Genomic DNA, 16,445 nt, shown 5'->3' with positions numbered 1-16,445 from the left:
TGGTGGGCGGCCGGCCCCGGCTGTTGACGCCGATGCCAGCGTGGCCGTCATCGGCTGCTACAGACGGTCGCAGAGGGCCGCAAGGGATGCGCCACTTTACTGCATTAACCCTCGTCTAGACTAACCTTGAACCTTCGTCCTGTGCCGTCAGTCACTACCGACGAGCCTTTCCCCAGCAAGCCAAGCGGAGCCATACATGGCGTTCTTTTCAGCGGCCAGCAAGGCCGACTTTCAGCAGCAATTGCAGACAGCGTTGGCCCAACACGTAGACCCGAAAATCCTGCCCCAACTGAATCTGTTCGCCGAACAGTTCTTCGGCATCGTCGCCTTGCCCGAGCTGACCGAGCGGCGCATGAGCGACCTGGTTGGCTCGACGCTGGCCAGCTGGCGGTTGCTCGAGCGCTTCGACCCCGCCGTGCCGGAAGTGCAGGTCTTCAATCCCGATTATGAAAAGCATGGCTGGCAATCCACCCACAGCGTGGTCGAGGTGCTGCATCCGGACATGCCGTTCCTGGTCGACTCGGTGCGCATGGAGCTGACCCGCCGCGGTTACAGCATCCATACCCTGCAAACCAGCGTCCTGCAGGTGCGCCGCGCAGCCGACGGCACATTGCTGGAGCTGCTGCCCAAGGACGAGCGCGCCCCGGACAGCCACGCCGAATCGCTCATCTTCGTCGAGATCGACCGTTGCGCCAGCGCTTCGGCCCTGCGCGAGCTGGAGCAGTCGCTGCTCGGTGTGCTGGCCGACGTGCGTCAGGTGGTGGGTGACTTCGCGGCCATGAAAGGCAAGGTAGGCGACCTGCAGGCGCGGCTGGAGCAGGTTAACCTGCGCATCGATGCCGATGAGCTGGACGAGATCCGTGACTTCTTGCGCTGGCTGGCCGATGACCATTTCACCTTCCTCGGTTACGAGGAGTTCTCCGTGCTGGAGCAGGGCGACGGCGGTCAGATCGTCTATGACGAGAATTCGCTGCTGGGGCTCTCGCGCAGCATGCGCACCGGGCTGTCGCAGGAGGAGCAATCGCTTACCGGCCAGTCGGTCAGCTATCTGCGCGAGCCGCTTCTGCTGTCGTTCGCCAAGGCGGCGATGCCCAGCCGTGTGCACCGCCCGGCTTATCCGGACTTCGTCTCGGTGCGCGAATTCGACGAGCAGGGCCGAGTGGTGCGCGAGTGCCGCTTCCTCGGTTTGTTCACCTCGTCGGTCTACACCCAGAGCGTGCGGCGCATCCCCTTCATCCGGCGCAAGGTCGAGACGGTGGTACAGCGTGCCAACTTCGGCAACTCGGCGCACCTGGCCAAGGAGCTGGTGCAGGTTCTGGAAGTGCTGCCGCGTGACGAGCTGTTCCAGGCGCCCATCGACGAGCTGTTCGAAAATGCCATCGCCATCGTGCAGATCCAGGAGCGCAATCGCCTGCGGCTGTTCCTGCGCTTCGATCCGTACCGACGCTTCTGCTACTGCCTGGTCTACGTGCCGCGCGACAGCTATTCCACCGAGACGCGACTGAAGATCCAGCAGGTTCTGCAGGAGCGGCTCGAGGCGAGCGACTGCGAGTTCTCCACCTATTTCTCCGAATCCGTACTGACCCGGGTGCAGTTCATTCTGCGCCTGGACCCCAGCCGAGCGCTGCAGGTCGATCCGGCGCGTCTCGAGCAGGAAGTGCTGCAGGCCTGCCGTACCTGGCAGGACGATTACCAGGGCCTGGTGGTCGAGCGCTTCGGCGAAGCGAAGGGCACGCACCTGCTCAGCCAGTTTCCCAAGGGCTTCCCGGCCGGCTACCGCGAGCGCTTCTCGCCGCAATCGGCCACCGTCGACATGCAGCATGTGCTCGATCTGAGCGAAGAGCGTCCGCTGGTGATGAGTTTCTACCAGCCGATCACCGCGGAAGAGAACCGCCTGCATTGCAAGCTTTACCACCTGGATACGCCGCTGCCGCTGTCGGACATCCTGCCGATCATGGAGAACCTGGGCCTGCGCGTGCTCGGTGAGTTTCCGTTCCAGCTGCGCGACAGCAGCGGCCGCGACTACTGGATCCATGATTTCGCCTTCACCTATTCCGAAGGCCTGGAAATCGATCTGCTGGAGATCAACGAGGCGCTGCAGGACGCCTTCATCCACATCTATGGCGGTTTCGCCGAGAACGATGCCTTCAACCGCTTGGTCCTGACGGCGGGCCTCGCCTGGCGGGAGGTCGCGCTGCTGCGGGCCTATGCGCGCTATCTCAAGCAGATCCGCATGGGCTTCGATCTGGGCTATATCGCCAGCGCGCTGCTCAACCACACCGACATCGCGCGTGAGCTGGTTCGACTGTTCAAGATGCGCTTCTACCTGGCGCGCAAGCTGGGTGACGAAGACCTGGCCGACAAGCAGCAACGCCTGGAGCAGGCGATCCTCAGCGCCCTGGATGACGTGGCGGTACTCAACGAGGACCGAATTCTGCGGCGCTACCTGGCCCTGATTCAGGCAACGCTGCGTACCAACTTCTATCAGCCGGACGCCAGCGGCAAACCCAAGCCGTATTTCAGCTTCAAGCTCGATCCCCGGGCCATTCCGGAAATGCCGCGGCCGGCACCGATGTACGAGATCTTCGTCTATTCACCGCGGGTCGAGGGCGTACACCTGCGCGGTGGCAAGGTGGCCCGTGGCGGGTTGCGCTGGTCGGATCGCGAGGAGGACTATCGCACCGAGGTACTCGGCCTGGTCAAGGCGCAGCAGGTGAAGAACGCGGTCATCGTCCCGGGTGGGGCCAAGGGCGGCTTCGTGCCGCGGCGGCTGCCGACCACCGGCTCGCGTGACGATATTCAGGCCGAAGCCATCGCCTGCTATCGCATCTTCATCAGCGGGCTGCTGGATATCACCGACAACCTGCGCGACGGCCAGGTGGTTCCACCCGCCAACGTGCTGCGTTACGACGGCGATGATCCCTATCTGGTGGTTGCCGCGGACAAGGGTACGGCGAGTTTTTCCGACATTGCCAACGGCATTGCCGCCGAGTACGACTTCTGGCTTGGCGATGCCTTCGCCTCGGGCGGCTCGGCGGGTTACGACCACAAGAAGATGGGCATCACGGCCCGTGGTGCCTGGGTATCGGTGCAGCGTCATTTCCGTGAGCGCGGCATCAACGTGCAGACCGATGTGATCAGCGTGATCGGCATTGGCGACATGGCTGGCGACGTGTTCGGCAATGGTCTGTTGATGTCCGAAACCCTGCAACTGGTGGCAGCCTTCAACCATCTGCATATCTTCATCGACCCGAATCCCGACCCCGCACGCAGCTTTGCCGAGCGCAAACGCCTGTTCGACTTGCCGCGGTCATCCTGGACCGATTACGACGCGTCGCTGATCTCCGAGGGCGGCGGCATTTTCCCGCGTTCGGCCAAGCGGGTGCAGATCACCGCACAGATGAAGGAGCGTTTCGCCATCGAGGCGGATCAGCTGACGCCGGCCGAACTGATTCACGCCCTGCTCAAGGCGCCGGTGGATCTGCTCTGGAACGGAGGCATCGGTACCTATGTGAAGAGCAGCGGCGAAAGCCACGCCGAGGTCGGCGACAAGGCCAACGATGCGGTGCGAGTCAACGGTGCCGATCTGCGCGCCAAGGTGGTGGGTGAGGGTGGCAACCTCGGCATGACCCAGCTGGGACGCGTCGAGTACGCGCTGCATGGCGGCTCGAGCAACACCGACTTCATCGACAATGCCGGTGGGGTCGACTGCTCCGACCATGAGGTGAATATCAAGATTCTGCTAAACGAGGTTGTCAGCGCGGGGGACATGACAGCCAAGCAGCGCAACCAGTTGCTGTTCGACATGACCGATGCGGTAGCGGATCTGGTGCTGCAGAACAACTACAAGCAGACCCAGGCACTGTCCCAGGCGCAGCATCGCTCCCGTGAGCGGGCCTCCGAGTACGTGCGGCTGATCAATGCGCTGGAGGCTTCCGGACAGCTCGATCGCGCGCTGGAGTTCCTGCCTTCTGACGAGGCGCTCGCCGAGCGCGCCAATATCGGCAAGGGGCTGACCCGTCCGGAGCTGTCGGTGCTGATCTCCTACAGCAAGATCGAGCTCAAGAAGGCGCTGCTGGATTCCCGTGTGCCGGACGATGACTACCTCGCGCGGGAGATGGAAACCGCATTCCCGCAACAGCTGGTCGAACGCTTCCGTGGTGCCATGTTGCAGCACCGCCTCAAGCGCGAGATCGTCAGCACCCAGATCGCCAACGATCTGGTCAACAACATGGGCATCACCTTCGTTCAGCGGCTGCACGAAGCGACGGGCATGAGCGCTGCCAATGTGGCCGGAGCCTATGTCATCGTGCGCGACATCTTCCATCTGCCGCACTGGTTCCGCCAGATCGAGGCGCTGGACCACAAGGTGCCTGCCGAGCTGCAGCTCAGCCTGATGGATGAGCTGATGCGTCTCGGTCGGCGTGCGACGCGCTGGTTCCTGCGTAACCGGCGCAGCGAACTGGATGCCGCGCGGGATGTAGCGCATTTCGGTCCGCGGGTTGCAGCCTTGGGATTGAAGCTGGACGAGCTGTTGCAAGGCTCGACCCGCGACCATTGGCAGGAGCGCTATCGGCGTTACACCGAAGCTGGCGTGCCCGAGCTGCTGGCGCGCATGGTTGCCGGCACGAACCATCTGTACACGCTGCTGCCGATCCTCGAGGCCGCCGACGAAACCGGGCAGGTTCCGGCGCACGTGGCCGCGGCGTATTTCGCCGTCGGCGGGGCGTTGGAGCTGCCGTGGTATCTGCACCAGCTGACCAACATGCCGGTGTCCAACAACTGGCAGGCGATGGCCCGCGAAGGCTTCCGCGACGACCTCGATTCGCAGCAGCGCAGCATCACGGTGTCTGTGCTGCAGATGGACAACGGACCGGAGTCGATCGGCGAGCGAGTCGATAGCTGGCTGGCCCTGCGGCCGGCTCCGCTGGAGCGGTGGCGATCGATGCTTGCCGAACTGCGCAGCGCCAGCGGCAATGACTATGCGATCTATGCCGTTGCCAGTAGGGAGCTGCAGGGGCTGGCGCAATCGGTAGGGCATGGCTGAACCCGCTGCGCCCCCTGCGCACAGGTCGCAGGGGGCGTACATTTGGCCCAACATAAAAAGCGCACCGCGGCAGCGGTGCGCTTTTCTATGTGAGCTGCGTTCGAAATCGCACCGTGGTGCGGTTCAGTCCTGCGACGGCTGGCCGACCTTGAAGCGGGTAATCTGCGGCAGGTCACGCAGATAACGGATCAGATCCGGCGCGCCGGCCAGCTTGAGCCCTTCGCCGATGGCGTTCGCAGTCGGGTCGCGTCTCTCCAGCAGGAGCAGCTCCGAGTTGCTGGTGTCGCGCAACAGCGTCAGGCGGGCGTAGGGGACATGGCTGTCCAGCAGCAGCGCCATGAATTCGCGATCGCTCCAGGCTTGCGCAGGCATGGTAACGGCATGGTAGTCCGCATCCAGCGCATGCAGGCCGGGACGGTCGAGTCGATATTCGGTGACGTTGGCGGGCAGTGATACTTCCAGCCCGCGCAGGCGAGCATAGGCTACGGCGGAGGCGAACGCTTCGAGGTGATGATCGCCGGCCCAGTAGAGGCGTTCGCCGAGCCAGCTGGCCTGGCGCAGCTCGATCGTTGCGCCTGTGTCGAAGCCGGGGAGGGCAGTGCCAAGGGCGCGGGCGAAGTCCTTGTAGCTGATGATGCGAACCTGCCGACACGCCGCTGTGCTGGCGAAGGCCTCGAACGTCGGGTAGCTGGGCTCGTTCTTGCGCTGCGCACCGAAGCCGTCGACCTGGCGCAGGTCGACCAGCGTCTGCACGCTGAGCTTGCTTACCAGCCGGGTCAGGGCAGCGTGGGCACGGGCCTTGTCTTCCTGAACCGGACCGGACAGCGCACCGCGCGGCAGCTCCAGGAGGCGTTGCAGGCACGGACCATCGTTCCAGAAGATGCTCGGTTCGGGCTCGGGCAGGTGCGCGAATGGCAACTGCAGGCCGCTGGCGCGTTCCTGGACGGGAAGCGCGGACTTCGAGCGCAGCCCGAGGCGTTGCGCAAGTCTGGCGATTTGAGATGTCAATGAAGGCATGGGCTCGGGCAGGCTCATCATGATGCTTGAGCTCTCAGGGCTACGGCCGAAGTGTGGCAGACCTGTGGCATTTGCGCACGGGCTTTGCACCGCGCGTGCCGATGCCACACGCACTTGGGGCGGCCAATCATGGCGTGTCGATGTGGCAATATCGCTGGGTAGATCACTGAGGAGCCTCCATGCCAAATCTGGTGCTGGATATCGCGCTATCCGCCGAACGAATGAAAGCGGTATACCAAGGCCATGCGAATCGCATCCTGATCCGAAGCCGCGATGGCACGCGGGTCAGCCTGCCTGCGCATCATCTGCGCCCGTTTCTGACCCACGAAGGCGTATATGGTTCCTTCGAGCTCGAGTTTGCCGAACAGGGTCAGTTGCTGGGCTTGCGGCGGCTGAAATGACGCGCTCGGCGACTGCTGGCGACGCCCGTATTTCATCACCCGCCGCTGCGGCTGTACGGACCTCGGGCTGCTATACTCCGCGTCCACCTTTACCGAGACTTTAGGCTGCGTATGTATAACCTGGCCCGCCAGCTGTTGTTCAAGTTATCTCCGGAAACTTCCCACGAACTTTCCCTCGAGCTGATTGGCGCGGGCGGCCGTCTCGGGCTGAATGCGATGCTTAGCAAGCCGCCGGCCAGCCTGCCAGTGCGGGTGATGGGGCTGGACTTTCCCCACCCGGTAGGTCTGGCCGCGGGGCTGGACAAGAACGGTGAGGCCATTCGCGGGCTGTCGCAGCTGGGCTTCGGCTTTATCGAGGTCGGCACCGTGACGCCGCGCCCGCAGCCCGGCAACCCGAAGCCGCGAATCTTCCGCCTGCCGGAGGCCGAGGCGATCATCAATCGCATGGGCTTCAACAACCACGGTGTCGATGCCTTGCTGGCTCGTGTCGAAGCAGCCAGGTTCAAAGGCGTGCTGGGGATCAACATCGGCAAGAATTTCGACACCCCCGTCGAGCGCGCCGATGAGGATTATCTGCTCTGCCTGGACAAGGTCTACCACCACGCCAGCTATGTCACTGTGAACGTCAGTTCGCCCAATACTCCGGGCCTGCGCAGCCTGCAGTTCGGCGACTCGCTCAAGCAGTTGCTCGACGCGTTGCGGCTGCGTCGTGAAGATCTGGAGATCATGCATGGCAAGCGTGTACCGCTGGCCATCAAGATCGCGCCGGACATGACCGATGAAGAAACCGCGCTGGTGGGGGAGGCCGTGTTCCAGGCGGGAATGGACGCGATCATCGCCACCAATACCACCCTCGGCCGCGAAGGCGTCGCCGGCCTGGCGCATGCCGATGAGGCAGGTGGCCTGTCCGGCGCGCCGGTACGGGACAAGAGCACCCATACGGTGAAAGTGCTGGCGCAGACGCTGGGTGGGCGACTGCCGATCATCGCCGTAGGCGGTATCACCGAGGGTCGTCACGCGGCCGAGAAGATCGAGGCGGGTGCCAGCCTGGTCCAGTTGTACTCAGGCTTCATCTACAAGGGACCGGGTCTGATCCGCGAGGCGGTGGATGCCATCGCGGCGCTGCGTTCGCAGGCGAAGTAGGTGGTGGGAAGGGGCTCCTGTTTGGAGCCCCTGGGCTTCTAGCCCGCCGCCCGGGTAGGGCGTGCCGTATCAAGTCGGGTGGATCGGTAAATCAGCCGACCGCGTGAAGTTCGTTGAGTCTATGCAGACCGGCCGTGCCGGTCAGACCATCCCAGTTGTCGCCGCGACCCTCCCGCCAGCCGTTGATCCAGGCTTGGCGAACTTGGGGATGGGAGAAGGGACAGAGGTCGCGAGATTTGCCATGTATGCCATGTTGATAACCGCGCAGAAATGCTCGTTCCATCGGATCACGCTTGAGTCTTCTCATTGGGTATTGCCCTCAGTGGTTGACTGGTGTTCCTGTGGCCTCATGGCGAGACCGGGCAGATAGACTGCCGATTGAGGCGCGCTGCCGGCGTGGCGCGCCTCGCCGACATCCTTGCGATGACGGCCTGAGGTGAGTTCTAACCCAATGCCCCTGAGGCTGGAATGATCGTTTTGTCATAAGTAGGTAACGAATCTATGGTTCTGCCCATAAGCCGGAGTCGGCGAGGCATCTGAAGTGCACGCCTGGCCGCCCCGCCTAATTGCCAGCCATCTTTTTCTTGCCATTCATTTTTTGTTCGTTGCTGCGTTTGTTCCGACGAAAGGGTCGTAGCGGCCCGCAGCACTTTTTTCTGGAAACGCCATGACCGATCGCCATGAACTGATCCTGACCTGCCCCAAGGGGCTCGAAGGCCTTTTGCTTGAGGAGGCCACCGCGCTTGGTCTGGAGGAGGGGCGCGAACAGACTTCTGCCGTTCGCGGGTATGGCGCATTGGAGGTGGGCTATCGGCTTTGCCTGTGGTCACGCCTGGCCAACCGCGTACTGCTGGTGATCAGTCGCTTCCCGACGGTCGATGCCGAGACGCTCTACCAGGGCGTGCACGCCGTCGATTGGGCCGAGCACCTGCTGCCATCCGGCAGCCTGGCCGTGGAGTTCAGCGGGCGTGGTTCGGGGATCGACAACACGCATTTCGGTGCGCTCAAGGTCAAGGATGCCATCGTCGACCGGCTGCGCAGCGCATCGGGCGAGCGGCCAAGCATCGATAAGCTTGACCCCGACCTGCGGGTGCACCTGCGCCTGGACAAGGGGCAGGCCGTGCTCTCGCTGGACTTGTCCGGTCATAGCCTGCATCAACGCGGCTATCGTCTGCAGCAAGGTGCTGCACCACTGAAGGAAAACCTTGCCGCCGCCATCCTGATCCGCGCCGGCTGGCCGCGCATCGCCGCCGCTGGTGGTGCGCTGACCGACCCCATGTGCGGTGTGGGTACCTTCCTGGTGGAAGGCGCGATGATGGCGGCAGATATCGCACCCAATCTCAAGCGCGAACGCTGGGGCTTCAGCGCCTGGCTGGGGCATGTGCCGGCGCTGTGGAATCGCCTGCACGCCGACGCCCAGGCGCGCGCGGAGGCCGGTTTGGCCAGACCACCGCTGTGGATTCGTGGCTATGAAGCCGATCCGCGTCTGATCCAGCCTGGTCGCAACAACATCGAGCGCGCCGGACTGTCGAGCTGGATTCGTATCTACCAGGGTGACGTCGGGAGTTTCGAGCCGCGCCCAGACCAGAACCAGAAGGGGCTGGTCATCTGCAACCCGCCTTACGGCGAACGCCTGGGTGACGAGGCCAGCCTTCTTTATCTCTACCAGAACCTGGGCGAGCGCCTGCGCCAGGCCTGCCTAGGCTGGGAGGCTGCTGTGTTCACTGCCGCACCGGACCTCGGCAAACGCATGGGTATCCGCAGCCACAAGCAGTACGCCTTCTGGAACGGCGCACTGCCGTGCAAACTGCTACTGATCAAGGTCGAGTTGGACCAGTTCGTTACCGGCCAGCGCGCTGGCTCCACCGAGCCACAGCCTCAGCAGGCTCCGGTGGAGCAGGCACGTCTGAGCGAAGGTGGGCAAATGTTCGCCAACCGCTTGCAGAAGAACCTGCGGCAGCTCGGCAAATGGGCGCGTCGCGAAGGCATCGAGTGTTATCGACTGTACGACGCCGATATGCCGGAGTACGCATTGGCGGTCGATCTTTATCGCGATTGGGTGCATGTGCAGGAATATGCTCCGCCACGCTCCATCGATCCGGACAAGGCCCAGGCTCGCCTGCTCGATGCCCTGGCGGCTATTCCGCAGGCGCTGGGCATTGCGCGCGAGAAGGTGGTGGTCAAACGTCGCGAGCGCCAGAGCGGCACTCGCCAGTACGAGCGCCAGGCCTCCCAGGGTGAATTTCTCGAAGTCAGCGAGGGTGGCGTCAAGCTGCTGGTCAACCTGACCGACTACCTGGATACCGGCCTGTTCCTCGACCATCGCCCGCTGCGCCTGCGCATCCAGCGCGAAGCGGCCGGCAAGCGCTTTCTCAATCTTTTCTGCTATACCGCGACGGCAACCGTGCACGCGGCCAAGGGCGGCGCGCGCAGCACTACCAGTGTCGACCTGTCCAGGACCTATCTGGACTGGGCGCGGCGCAACCTTTCGCTCAACGGCTTCTCGGACCGCCAGCGGCTGGAACAGGGAGACGTGATGGCCTGGCTGGAAGCGGATCGCGGCGAATACGACCTGATCTTCATCGACCCGCCGACCTTCTCCAACTCCAAGCGCATGGAAGGCGTGTTCGACGTGCAGCGTGACCACGTTGCCCTGCTCGACCTGGCGATGGCACGGCTGGCTACCGGCGGGACGCTGTATTTCTCCAACAACTTCCGCAAGTTCGTGCTGGACGCGAGCCTGATGGATCGTTACGCAGTAGAGGAAATCACGGCTTCTACGCTGGATGAGGACTTCCGCCGCAATCCGCGAATCCACCGTGCCTGGAAACTCCAGGCACGGTGATGACGGTTCTGAGCGGGCCTCAGGCAGGCCCGCTCTTCCTGTAGCGATCAGCGCTGAGCGGTGCTTTCTCTGCGCTGGTTGTACAGGCTGACCAGCACCTGATCCAGGATCGACGAGGCGCCCCATGGACGCGGGTGGTTGAGGATCGCCACCACCGCCCAGACATTGCCGTCGCCGTCTCGACTGTAGCCCGCGATCGCGCGCACGGTATTCAGCGTGCCCGTCTTCACGTGTGCCTTGCCGGCGACCGGCGTGTTGCGCAGACGCTTGCGCATGGTGCCGTCCACGGCCGCCAAAGGCATCGAGGAGATGAACTCGGCCGAGTAGGGGCTGCGCCAGGCGGCCTGCAGCAAACTCGCCAGTTCACGCGCGCTGACCCGCTCGGCACGGGAAAGGCCGGAGCCGTTTTCGATCACCAGGTGCGGGGAAATCAGCCCTTTCTTGGCCAGCCATTGGCGGATCACTCGCTGTGCCGCCTTGGCGTCATCGGCATCCGCTTCGTTGCGGAACGCCGCACCCAGGCTCAGGAACAGCTGCTTGGCCATGGTGTTGTTGCTGTACTTGTTGACGTCGCGAATGATCTCGGTGAGGTCCGGGGAGTAGGCCCTGGCCAGCAGGCGGGCGCTGCTCGGTACCTGGGCGACACGATCAGTGCCCAGGATGCTGCCGCCGAGTTCGCCCCAGATCGCCCGCACCGCGCCTGCGGCATAGCGTTCGTGGTCCAGCAGGGAAAGATAGGTCTGCGCGCTGCAACCAGCGGCGAGCTTGCCCGTGACCACCACGGTGACCCCGTCGCCGTCGGCAACGGGGTTGTACAGCACCTCTGGCCAGCCTGGGCACTTGGCTGCCGGCAAGGCCTGAACGCGGTTGTCGATGCGGACGCTGGCAATGGGCGGCTCCACCGCCACGTTCACCTTGCCCCCATCGTTGCGGACGATGAAGCGCAGCGCCTTGAGGTTGACCAGTAGCGAATCGGGCCCGACCAGGAACGGCTTGTTCTGGTCGCCGCCGTCATCGTCGAATACCGGCAGGTCGGGCTGGACGAAGTGGCTGCGATCCAGCACCAGATCGCCGGTGACCTTGCTCACACCGTTGGCGCGCAGATCACGCAGCAGCAACCAGAGCTTCTCCATGTTCAGCTTGGGATCGCCGCCACCTTTCAGATAAAGATTGCCATTGAGCACGCCATCCACCAGCGGGCCGTCGGCATAGAACTCGGTTTTCCACTGATGATTGGGCCCGAGCAGTTCGAGTGCGGCGTAGGTGGTGACCAATTTCATGGTCGAGGCGGGATTGACCGATACGTCTGCATTGACGATTGTCGGTGCCGCGTTGCCGGTAAGCGGCAGCATGACGACCGACAGCGCATCGTTGTTGATCTTGTTGGCCTTGAGCGCCTGTTCCACACGCGCAGGCAGCGTCTGGTTCACGCCGGCCGCATGAATCGGCAGCGCAATGGGAAAGGCCAGAACGGCCAGGGAGATACCACGAAGGATTCTGTTCATTTGCGAGCGCCTCTGAGCGCACACAGGGGGCTGCTGGCGATTCGATTCGGCATGCGATTTCCCACTGCACTAAGGGAACGATTGCGGGCCATTATGCCCGGCCCGTAGAGGCGCTGTGCCTCTATCCGATAAGCGTAGCTGCGTCGCAGGGGTTACTGCAAAACAAGATGGCGAGCCGTTGCGGCGGCGGTTCTCGGTCATCGCCTTGGCATCGGGTTGCTGTTAGAGTGCGCGCCGTCATCACGTTGAAAAAAGGATCGATCCAATGGCTACCAATCGTTCGCGCCGCCTGCGCAAGAAACTCTGTGTCGATGAGTTCCAGGAGCTGGGCTTCGAGATCAATCTCACCTATCGCGAAGGTATCGAAAGCAAGGCCGTGGATGACTTCCTAGAAGCATTCATCAGCGAGGCGATGGAAGCCAACGAGCTTGGTTATATCGGCGGTGAAGACTACGGTTTCGTCTGCCTGGCGCGCCGTGGTTCGGTCACCGAAGAGCAGCGTGCCAAGGTCGATGCCTGGCTGAAAGGCCGCAGCGAGCTTGCTGAGTACAACGTCAGCCCGCTGATGGATGTGTGGTATCCGGAAAACCCGATCAGGACCGAGAAGTAGTCTGCTCGTCGGTTCGTTGCGCTGCTGCCAGCTGGGCTTTCCTTCGTGAGCGCCTGGCCAGCAGCAGATGCAGCAGGTGCATCAGCGTTGCGATGAGCAACGCAACGCCCACGCCAAGGCTGGCATTGATGAGGCGTATCTGCGGCAGGTTCCAATCCTGCGCGAGGGTTTCTGCCAGCAGCAGGAAGAGCAGGGTGGTCTGCAGCACGAACAGCCCGTAGTGATTCGCCTGGAAGGCCCTGCCGAGCACAACCAGCGGCAGCAGGATCATCACCATCAGCGGCGGGTCGGCCAGGCCATGTCCGATGTAGATGAGGATGGCGGCGGCGGCCAGGATTCCGAGGCTGGCCTGCAGGGCGCGAACCAGGCTGCGTTCGAGGTCCATCTGCAATGTGGTGAACACCGCCAGCGTCAGCCAGTAGCCTCTCGGCAACTGCGCCATGTTCACGATAACACCACCCAGCGCGCCGGCCAGCATGTAGGTCAGCGCGTGTACTCGCCATTGCCGGATCGGCGTTCGTCGAGCGTGCCGCCGCAGCACCCGCAGGATGCTCAGCAATCGTGGCATGTACGGCCACATACGCAAGCCATGCATGCCGCGCAGACCGAACGCCAGCAGCGTCACCCACAGACCGCCAAGCGCGAACAGCACGGCAATCGCATAGGGGTTGTTGAAATCGGCGACGCCATGCTGGCCCTGGCCGAGGCACAGGCAGATCGCCAGGCCGATGCCGAGTTTGCCGGCTTCGCTGCCATATCGTTGCAACCAGGCCAGAAGCAAACCGTAGAAGGCGAACAGGCCGAGGCTGATCAATGGGTGGGTGGCTGACCAGAAACCCAGGCCGGCACTGCCGGCGCCCAGTGCGATAAGGAGCAGCATCCGCAGCATGCCGAAGCGATGAAGCGGATTGGCCTTGGCGGCCTGGAATGCACCTACCGTCGCCCAGAGAAAACCCGGGTGACCGCTGAACAGGCCCAGCAACAGCGGCAGCGCACAGCCGAAGCCTGCGACCATCGCCGCGCCCCAGGCGGGGCGCCCGGGATGCCAGTGAATGCTTTGCCGCAACAGACGCTTCATGGGGTCAGACCGGGCTGGAGCGACCGGTCATTTCTCCGGCCATTTCCGTGGCGTAACTGTCGGTCATGCCGGCGATGAAATCGATCATTCGCAGAAACGACTGGTAGAGCGGTAGCTCGGGAGAGGGTGCGCTGCGTCCGAGCAGATCGAGGATCCGCTGGTTCTTGAATGAAGGCGTACCGCCACGATGCTGTTCCAGCGCCGCCCCGCAGAAAGCGTTGAGCAGGATCTCCAGCGTCGTGTAGGCGCCGATCTCGTGCAGGGTCTTGCGTTTGTCCTGGAAAATCTTCTGGCGGGCCATCGCTTTCGCCTGCACCACGCAGGCCTTGGCAGGACCATGCATATGCTCGACCAGGTCGCCCGGCAGTTCGCCGCGCAAGAGGTTATTCTGCTGTTCGACGAACGCAGCGGCAGCGGCATTGGTCAGATGCTCGATGGCCTTGCCGCGCAGGATCGCCAGCTTGCGGCGCCTGGAGTCGCCTGGGCCGAGTTGGCGATAGGTTTCCGGGATATCGTCGCCAACCAGCGCCAGCAGCAGTTCCTCGACTTCCGCGTACTCGAGCAGTTCCATTTCGAGGCCATCTTCGAGGTCGATCAGCCCGTAGCAGATGTCGTCCGCGGCCTCCATCAGATACACGAGGGGGTGGCGCCCCCAGCGCTGATCGGCAACCTTCGGCAGGTTCAGCTTGTGTGCGATCTGCTCCAGCAACGGCAACTCGTTCTGGTAGCAACCGAACTTGTGTTTCTTGTACCCCAGCGCCTCGGCATGGCGAGACGTCCATGGGTATTTGAGATAGGTGCCCAGCGTGGCGTAGGTAAGCCGGGTGCCTCCGTCGAACTGGTGATACTCCAGCTGCGTGAGCACACGGAAGCCTTGGGCATTGCCCTCGAAGTTGAGAAAGTCTGCCCGCTGCGCATCCGTCATGTCGTCCAGCCAACCGCGTCCCGCAGCCTGCTGAAACCAGCAGCGAATGGCATCCTCCCCGGAGTGGCCGAATGGCGGGTTGCCGATGTCATGGGCGAGGCAGGCCGACTGGACGATCATGCCGAGATCGGCGGGGCTGCACCACTCCGGCAAGTCATCGCGAAGGACTTCGCCGACGCGCATGCCGAGCGAGCGCCCCACGCAGCTTACTTCGAGCGAATGGGTTAGCCGGGTATGGATATGGTCGTTGCTGGAAACCGGATGGACCTGGGTCTTGCGGCCGAGGCGGCGAAACGCGCCGGAGAAAATGATACGGTCATGATCCTTGTGGAACGGGCTGCGCCCCAGCTCGTCGCTGCTATGAGCGGACTTGCCGAGTCGTTCACGGGTAAGCAGTGTGTGCCAGTCCAAGACCATCTCCATATTGCCATTAGCGGGCTGGTGCAAAGCTACCATAACCGTCCAACCGCGAATCGCTACTATCGCACTATGCGACCCGCGCGCGCAGGCAGCTTGACCCAGGTGAAGCTGGATCGAGCTGCCAGTACAACAGGTGTTGCTCCAGCGGTTAGTGCAACTTTTCGCGCAACTTCTGCTGGCCCTTGATCAGGGGGTAAACCGTCAAGGCGACACGAGCCAGCTTGCCCAGCCTGCCCATCCGGCGACCGAACAGAGCCAGTACAACCGTGGCGGCAATCATCAGCGGGCCCTTGCCTGAGGAGGGATCGGCAGATGAGCGCCGTGAGGTTACGAATCCCTTGATCTGCTGAAGCGGATGGGAAAGAGGTTGTGCGTGGTAGAGCATCTGCTGGCGATGCATTTCCATGCGAAGGCGCACCAGATCCTTGCGCATGCTCAACTCGTTCGAGGTGCTCAGGGGTCGACTCATGGCAATAGACGCTCCCGGTTACGCTCCAGCTCTTCAAGAGTGGCTTGGAACGGCGCTGCACATTTCTTGGCCAGTGAAATGGCTCGGCTGATACAGATGATCATGATCACTGCATAGATGGCGCACAACGTCAGGATTGCTGCCATTCGGTGGGTTTCCCAGAACGCGATCACGATCGCGGCCGAGAGGCCGACCAGAACCAGTAGGCCAAGAATCAGGCTGACGCCAGCCAGGAGAAAAAGCCGAAACGTCCGGGCTTTTTCTTCCTGAACCTCGATGCCCACCAGCTCCAAATGCCCTTGGAGCAGGCCGACGAACGCGCCGCCCAGCTTTTTCAGCGACGGTCTGGGAGCTTCTGAGCCGGGCTTCGCTTCCATCTGCGGCTCTCCCATCAGCGACGTGTGATCAAGCCGAGCAGGAAACCGACACCGGCGGCGATGCCAATCGACTGCCACGGGTGACTATGCACATATTCCTCGGTGCACTGGATTGCTGCCTGACCCTGATCGCGCATCGAGCTTTCGCGGTCTTTCAACATCTCACGCGCCTTGGCGATGTTCGCGTTGATCTTGCTGCGTAGCTCTTCGGTCTGGCCACCTGCAGTTTCCTGCGTGTGCTTGAGCAGGCGTTCGGTGTCGCCTATCAGGGTATGGAACTCCTCGATCAGGGCGTTCTGCGCAGCCTGCAGGTTGCGACGATGGGCCGACGTGTCGATAAGGGGGCGGGTGCTCCCAGCGGGCCCCTCGGGGATCGGGGTGTTGTCGCTGGTGCCGAAGGTGGATTCGGTAGACATTCGCAGCTCCTTTTCTGAATCTAGCGGCGACGAAAGGTCCCGCTGCCTCAAGTTTCGAGCATGCTGCCGCTGCAAAGGTTCCCGTTTCGTTGGGGATATCCGATTGATATGAGGTTGGCGGAAGAAAGATTGGCTCGTCGCTATGGCAAATCTGGAAAATAACCAAAAGAAAACCCGCCGAAGCGGGTTTTC

13 protein-coding genes are annotated in these 16,445 nt (G+C 62.8%); 5 read left to right on the top strand and 8 right to left on the bottom strand.

Annotated elements, in window-relative coordinates; genetic code table 11:
• Positions 1–196 precede the first annotated feature (196 nt).
• A complete protein-coding gene (locus VF716_RS00270) occupies positions 197–5,047 on the top strand; it encodes an NAD-glutamate dehydrogenase (protein WP_125856471.1) in 4,851 nt (1,616 codons plus the stop codon).
• A 123-nt stretch (positions 5,048–5,170) separates the two neighbouring features.
• Here the strand turns inward: VF716_RS00270 and VF716_RS00265 are convergent, their stop codons facing one another.
• Entirely contained in the window at positions 5,171–6,085 is a 915-nt protein-coding gene (locus tag VF716_RS00265; protein WP_017245192.1) for a DUF6685 family protein, read from the bottom strand.
• Between the two features lie 158 nt (positions 6,086–6,243).
• Here VF716_RS00265 and VF716_RS00260 point away from each other — a divergent pair, with 158 nt between their 5' ends.
• Complete coding sequence (locus VF716_RS00260; protein ID WP_011913506.1) at positions 6,244–6,465, top strand: DUF2835 domain-containing protein; 222 nt, start codon at positions 6,244–6,246, stop codon at positions 6,463–6,465.
• Between the two features lie 111 nt (positions 6,466–6,576).
• A complete protein-coding gene (locus VF716_RS00255) occupies positions 6,577–7,608 on the top strand; it encodes a quinone-dependent dihydroorotate dehydrogenase (protein WP_125865486.1) in 1,032 nt (343 codons plus the stop codon).
• A 91-nt stretch (positions 7,609–7,699) separates the two neighbouring features.
• Here VF716_RS00255 and rmf read toward each other — a convergent pair whose 3' ends face one another.
• Entirely contained in the window at positions 7,700–7,915 is a 216-nt protein-coding gene (gene rmf / locus VF716_RS00250; RefSeq protein WP_011913504.1) for a ribosome modulation factor, read from the bottom strand.
• A gap of 360 nt (positions 7,916–8,275) precedes the next feature.
• Between rmf and rlmKL the strand changes: the two genes are divergently transcribed.
• Positions 8,276–10,453 (top strand): bifunctional 23S rRNA (guanine(2069)-N(7))-methyltransferase RlmK/23S rRNA (guanine(2445)-N(2))-methyltransferase RlmL, encoded by a 2,178-nt coding sequence (gene rlmKL / locus VF716_RS00245; protein ID WP_011913503.1) that lies wholly within the window; start codon positions 8,276–8,278, stop codon positions 10,451–10,453.
• A 47-nt stretch (positions 10,454–10,500) separates the two neighbouring features.
• On the opposite strand, the gene dacB is transcribed toward rlmKL, so the two are convergent.
• Positions 10,501–11,958 carry a D-alanyl-D-alanine carboxypeptidase/D-alanyl-D-alanine endopeptidase gene (gene dacB / locus VF716_RS00240; RefSeq protein WP_440551202.1) on the bottom strand — a complete coding sequence of 486 codons (1,458 nt, stop codon included), beginning with the start codon at positions 11,956–11,958 and terminating at the stop codon, positions 10,501–10,503.
• Between the two features lie 265 nt (positions 11,959–12,223).
• On the opposite strand from dacB, the gene VF716_RS00235 reads away from it, so the two are divergent.
• Positions 12,224–12,568 carry a YggL family protein gene (locus VF716_RS00235; RefSeq protein ID WP_011913501.1) on the top strand — a complete coding sequence of 115 codons (345 nt, stop codon included), beginning with the start codon at positions 12,224–12,226 and terminating at the stop codon, positions 12,566–12,568.
• Here VF716_RS00235 and VF716_RS00230 read toward each other — a convergent pair.
• The 5 genes from VF716_RS00230 to VF716_RS00210 form a co-directional block, all read right to left on the bottom strand.
• On the bottom strand, positions 12,552–13,646 hold the full coding sequence (locus VF716_RS00230; RefSeq protein WP_013983010.1) for an FUSC family protein: 1,095 nt from the start codon (positions 13,644–13,646) through the stop codon (positions 12,552–12,554). The genes VF716_RS00235 and VF716_RS00230 overlap by 17 nt on opposite strands.
• Before the next feature lie 4 nt (positions 13,647–13,650).
• The gene (locus VF716_RS00225) at positions 13,651–14,982 is read right to left on the bottom strand and encodes a deoxyguanosinetriphosphate triphosphohydrolase (protein WP_011913499.1); all 1,332 of its coding nucleotides are present in this window, start codon (positions 14,980–14,982) and stop codon (positions 13,651–13,653) included.
• Positions 14,983–15,139: 157 nt separating this feature from the next.
• A complete protein-coding gene (locus tag VF716_RS00220; protein WP_011913498.1) occupies positions 15,140–15,460 on the bottom strand; it encodes a hypothetical protein in 321 nt (106 codons plus the stop codon).
• Positions 15,457–15,837 carry a phage holin family protein gene (locus VF716_RS00215; protein ID WP_011913497.1) on the bottom strand — a complete coding sequence of 127 codons (381 nt, stop codon included), beginning with the start codon at positions 15,835–15,837 and terminating at the stop codon, positions 15,457–15,459. Before VF716_RS00215 ends, VF716_RS00220 begins: the two co-directional genes overlap by 4 nt.
• 14 nt (positions 15,838–15,851) lie before the next feature.
• Positions 15,852–16,253 carry a DUF883 family protein gene (locus VF716_RS00210; RefSeq protein WP_011913496.1) on the bottom strand — a complete coding sequence of 134 codons (402 nt, stop codon included), beginning with the start codon at positions 16,251–16,253 and terminating at the stop codon, positions 15,852–15,854.
• Positions 16,254–16,445 lie beyond the last annotated feature (192 nt).

Origin of the sequence: Stutzerimonas sp. Brlt_14, from assembly GCF_051948915.1 — a bacterium.
GTDB lineage: Bacteria > Pseudomonadota > Gammaproteobacteria > Pseudomonadales > Pseudomonadaceae > Stutzerimonas > Stutzerimonas stutzeri.
Note: the sequence above shows the minus strand (reverse complement) of the source record. Positions and strands in the feature narration are given on the sequence as shown.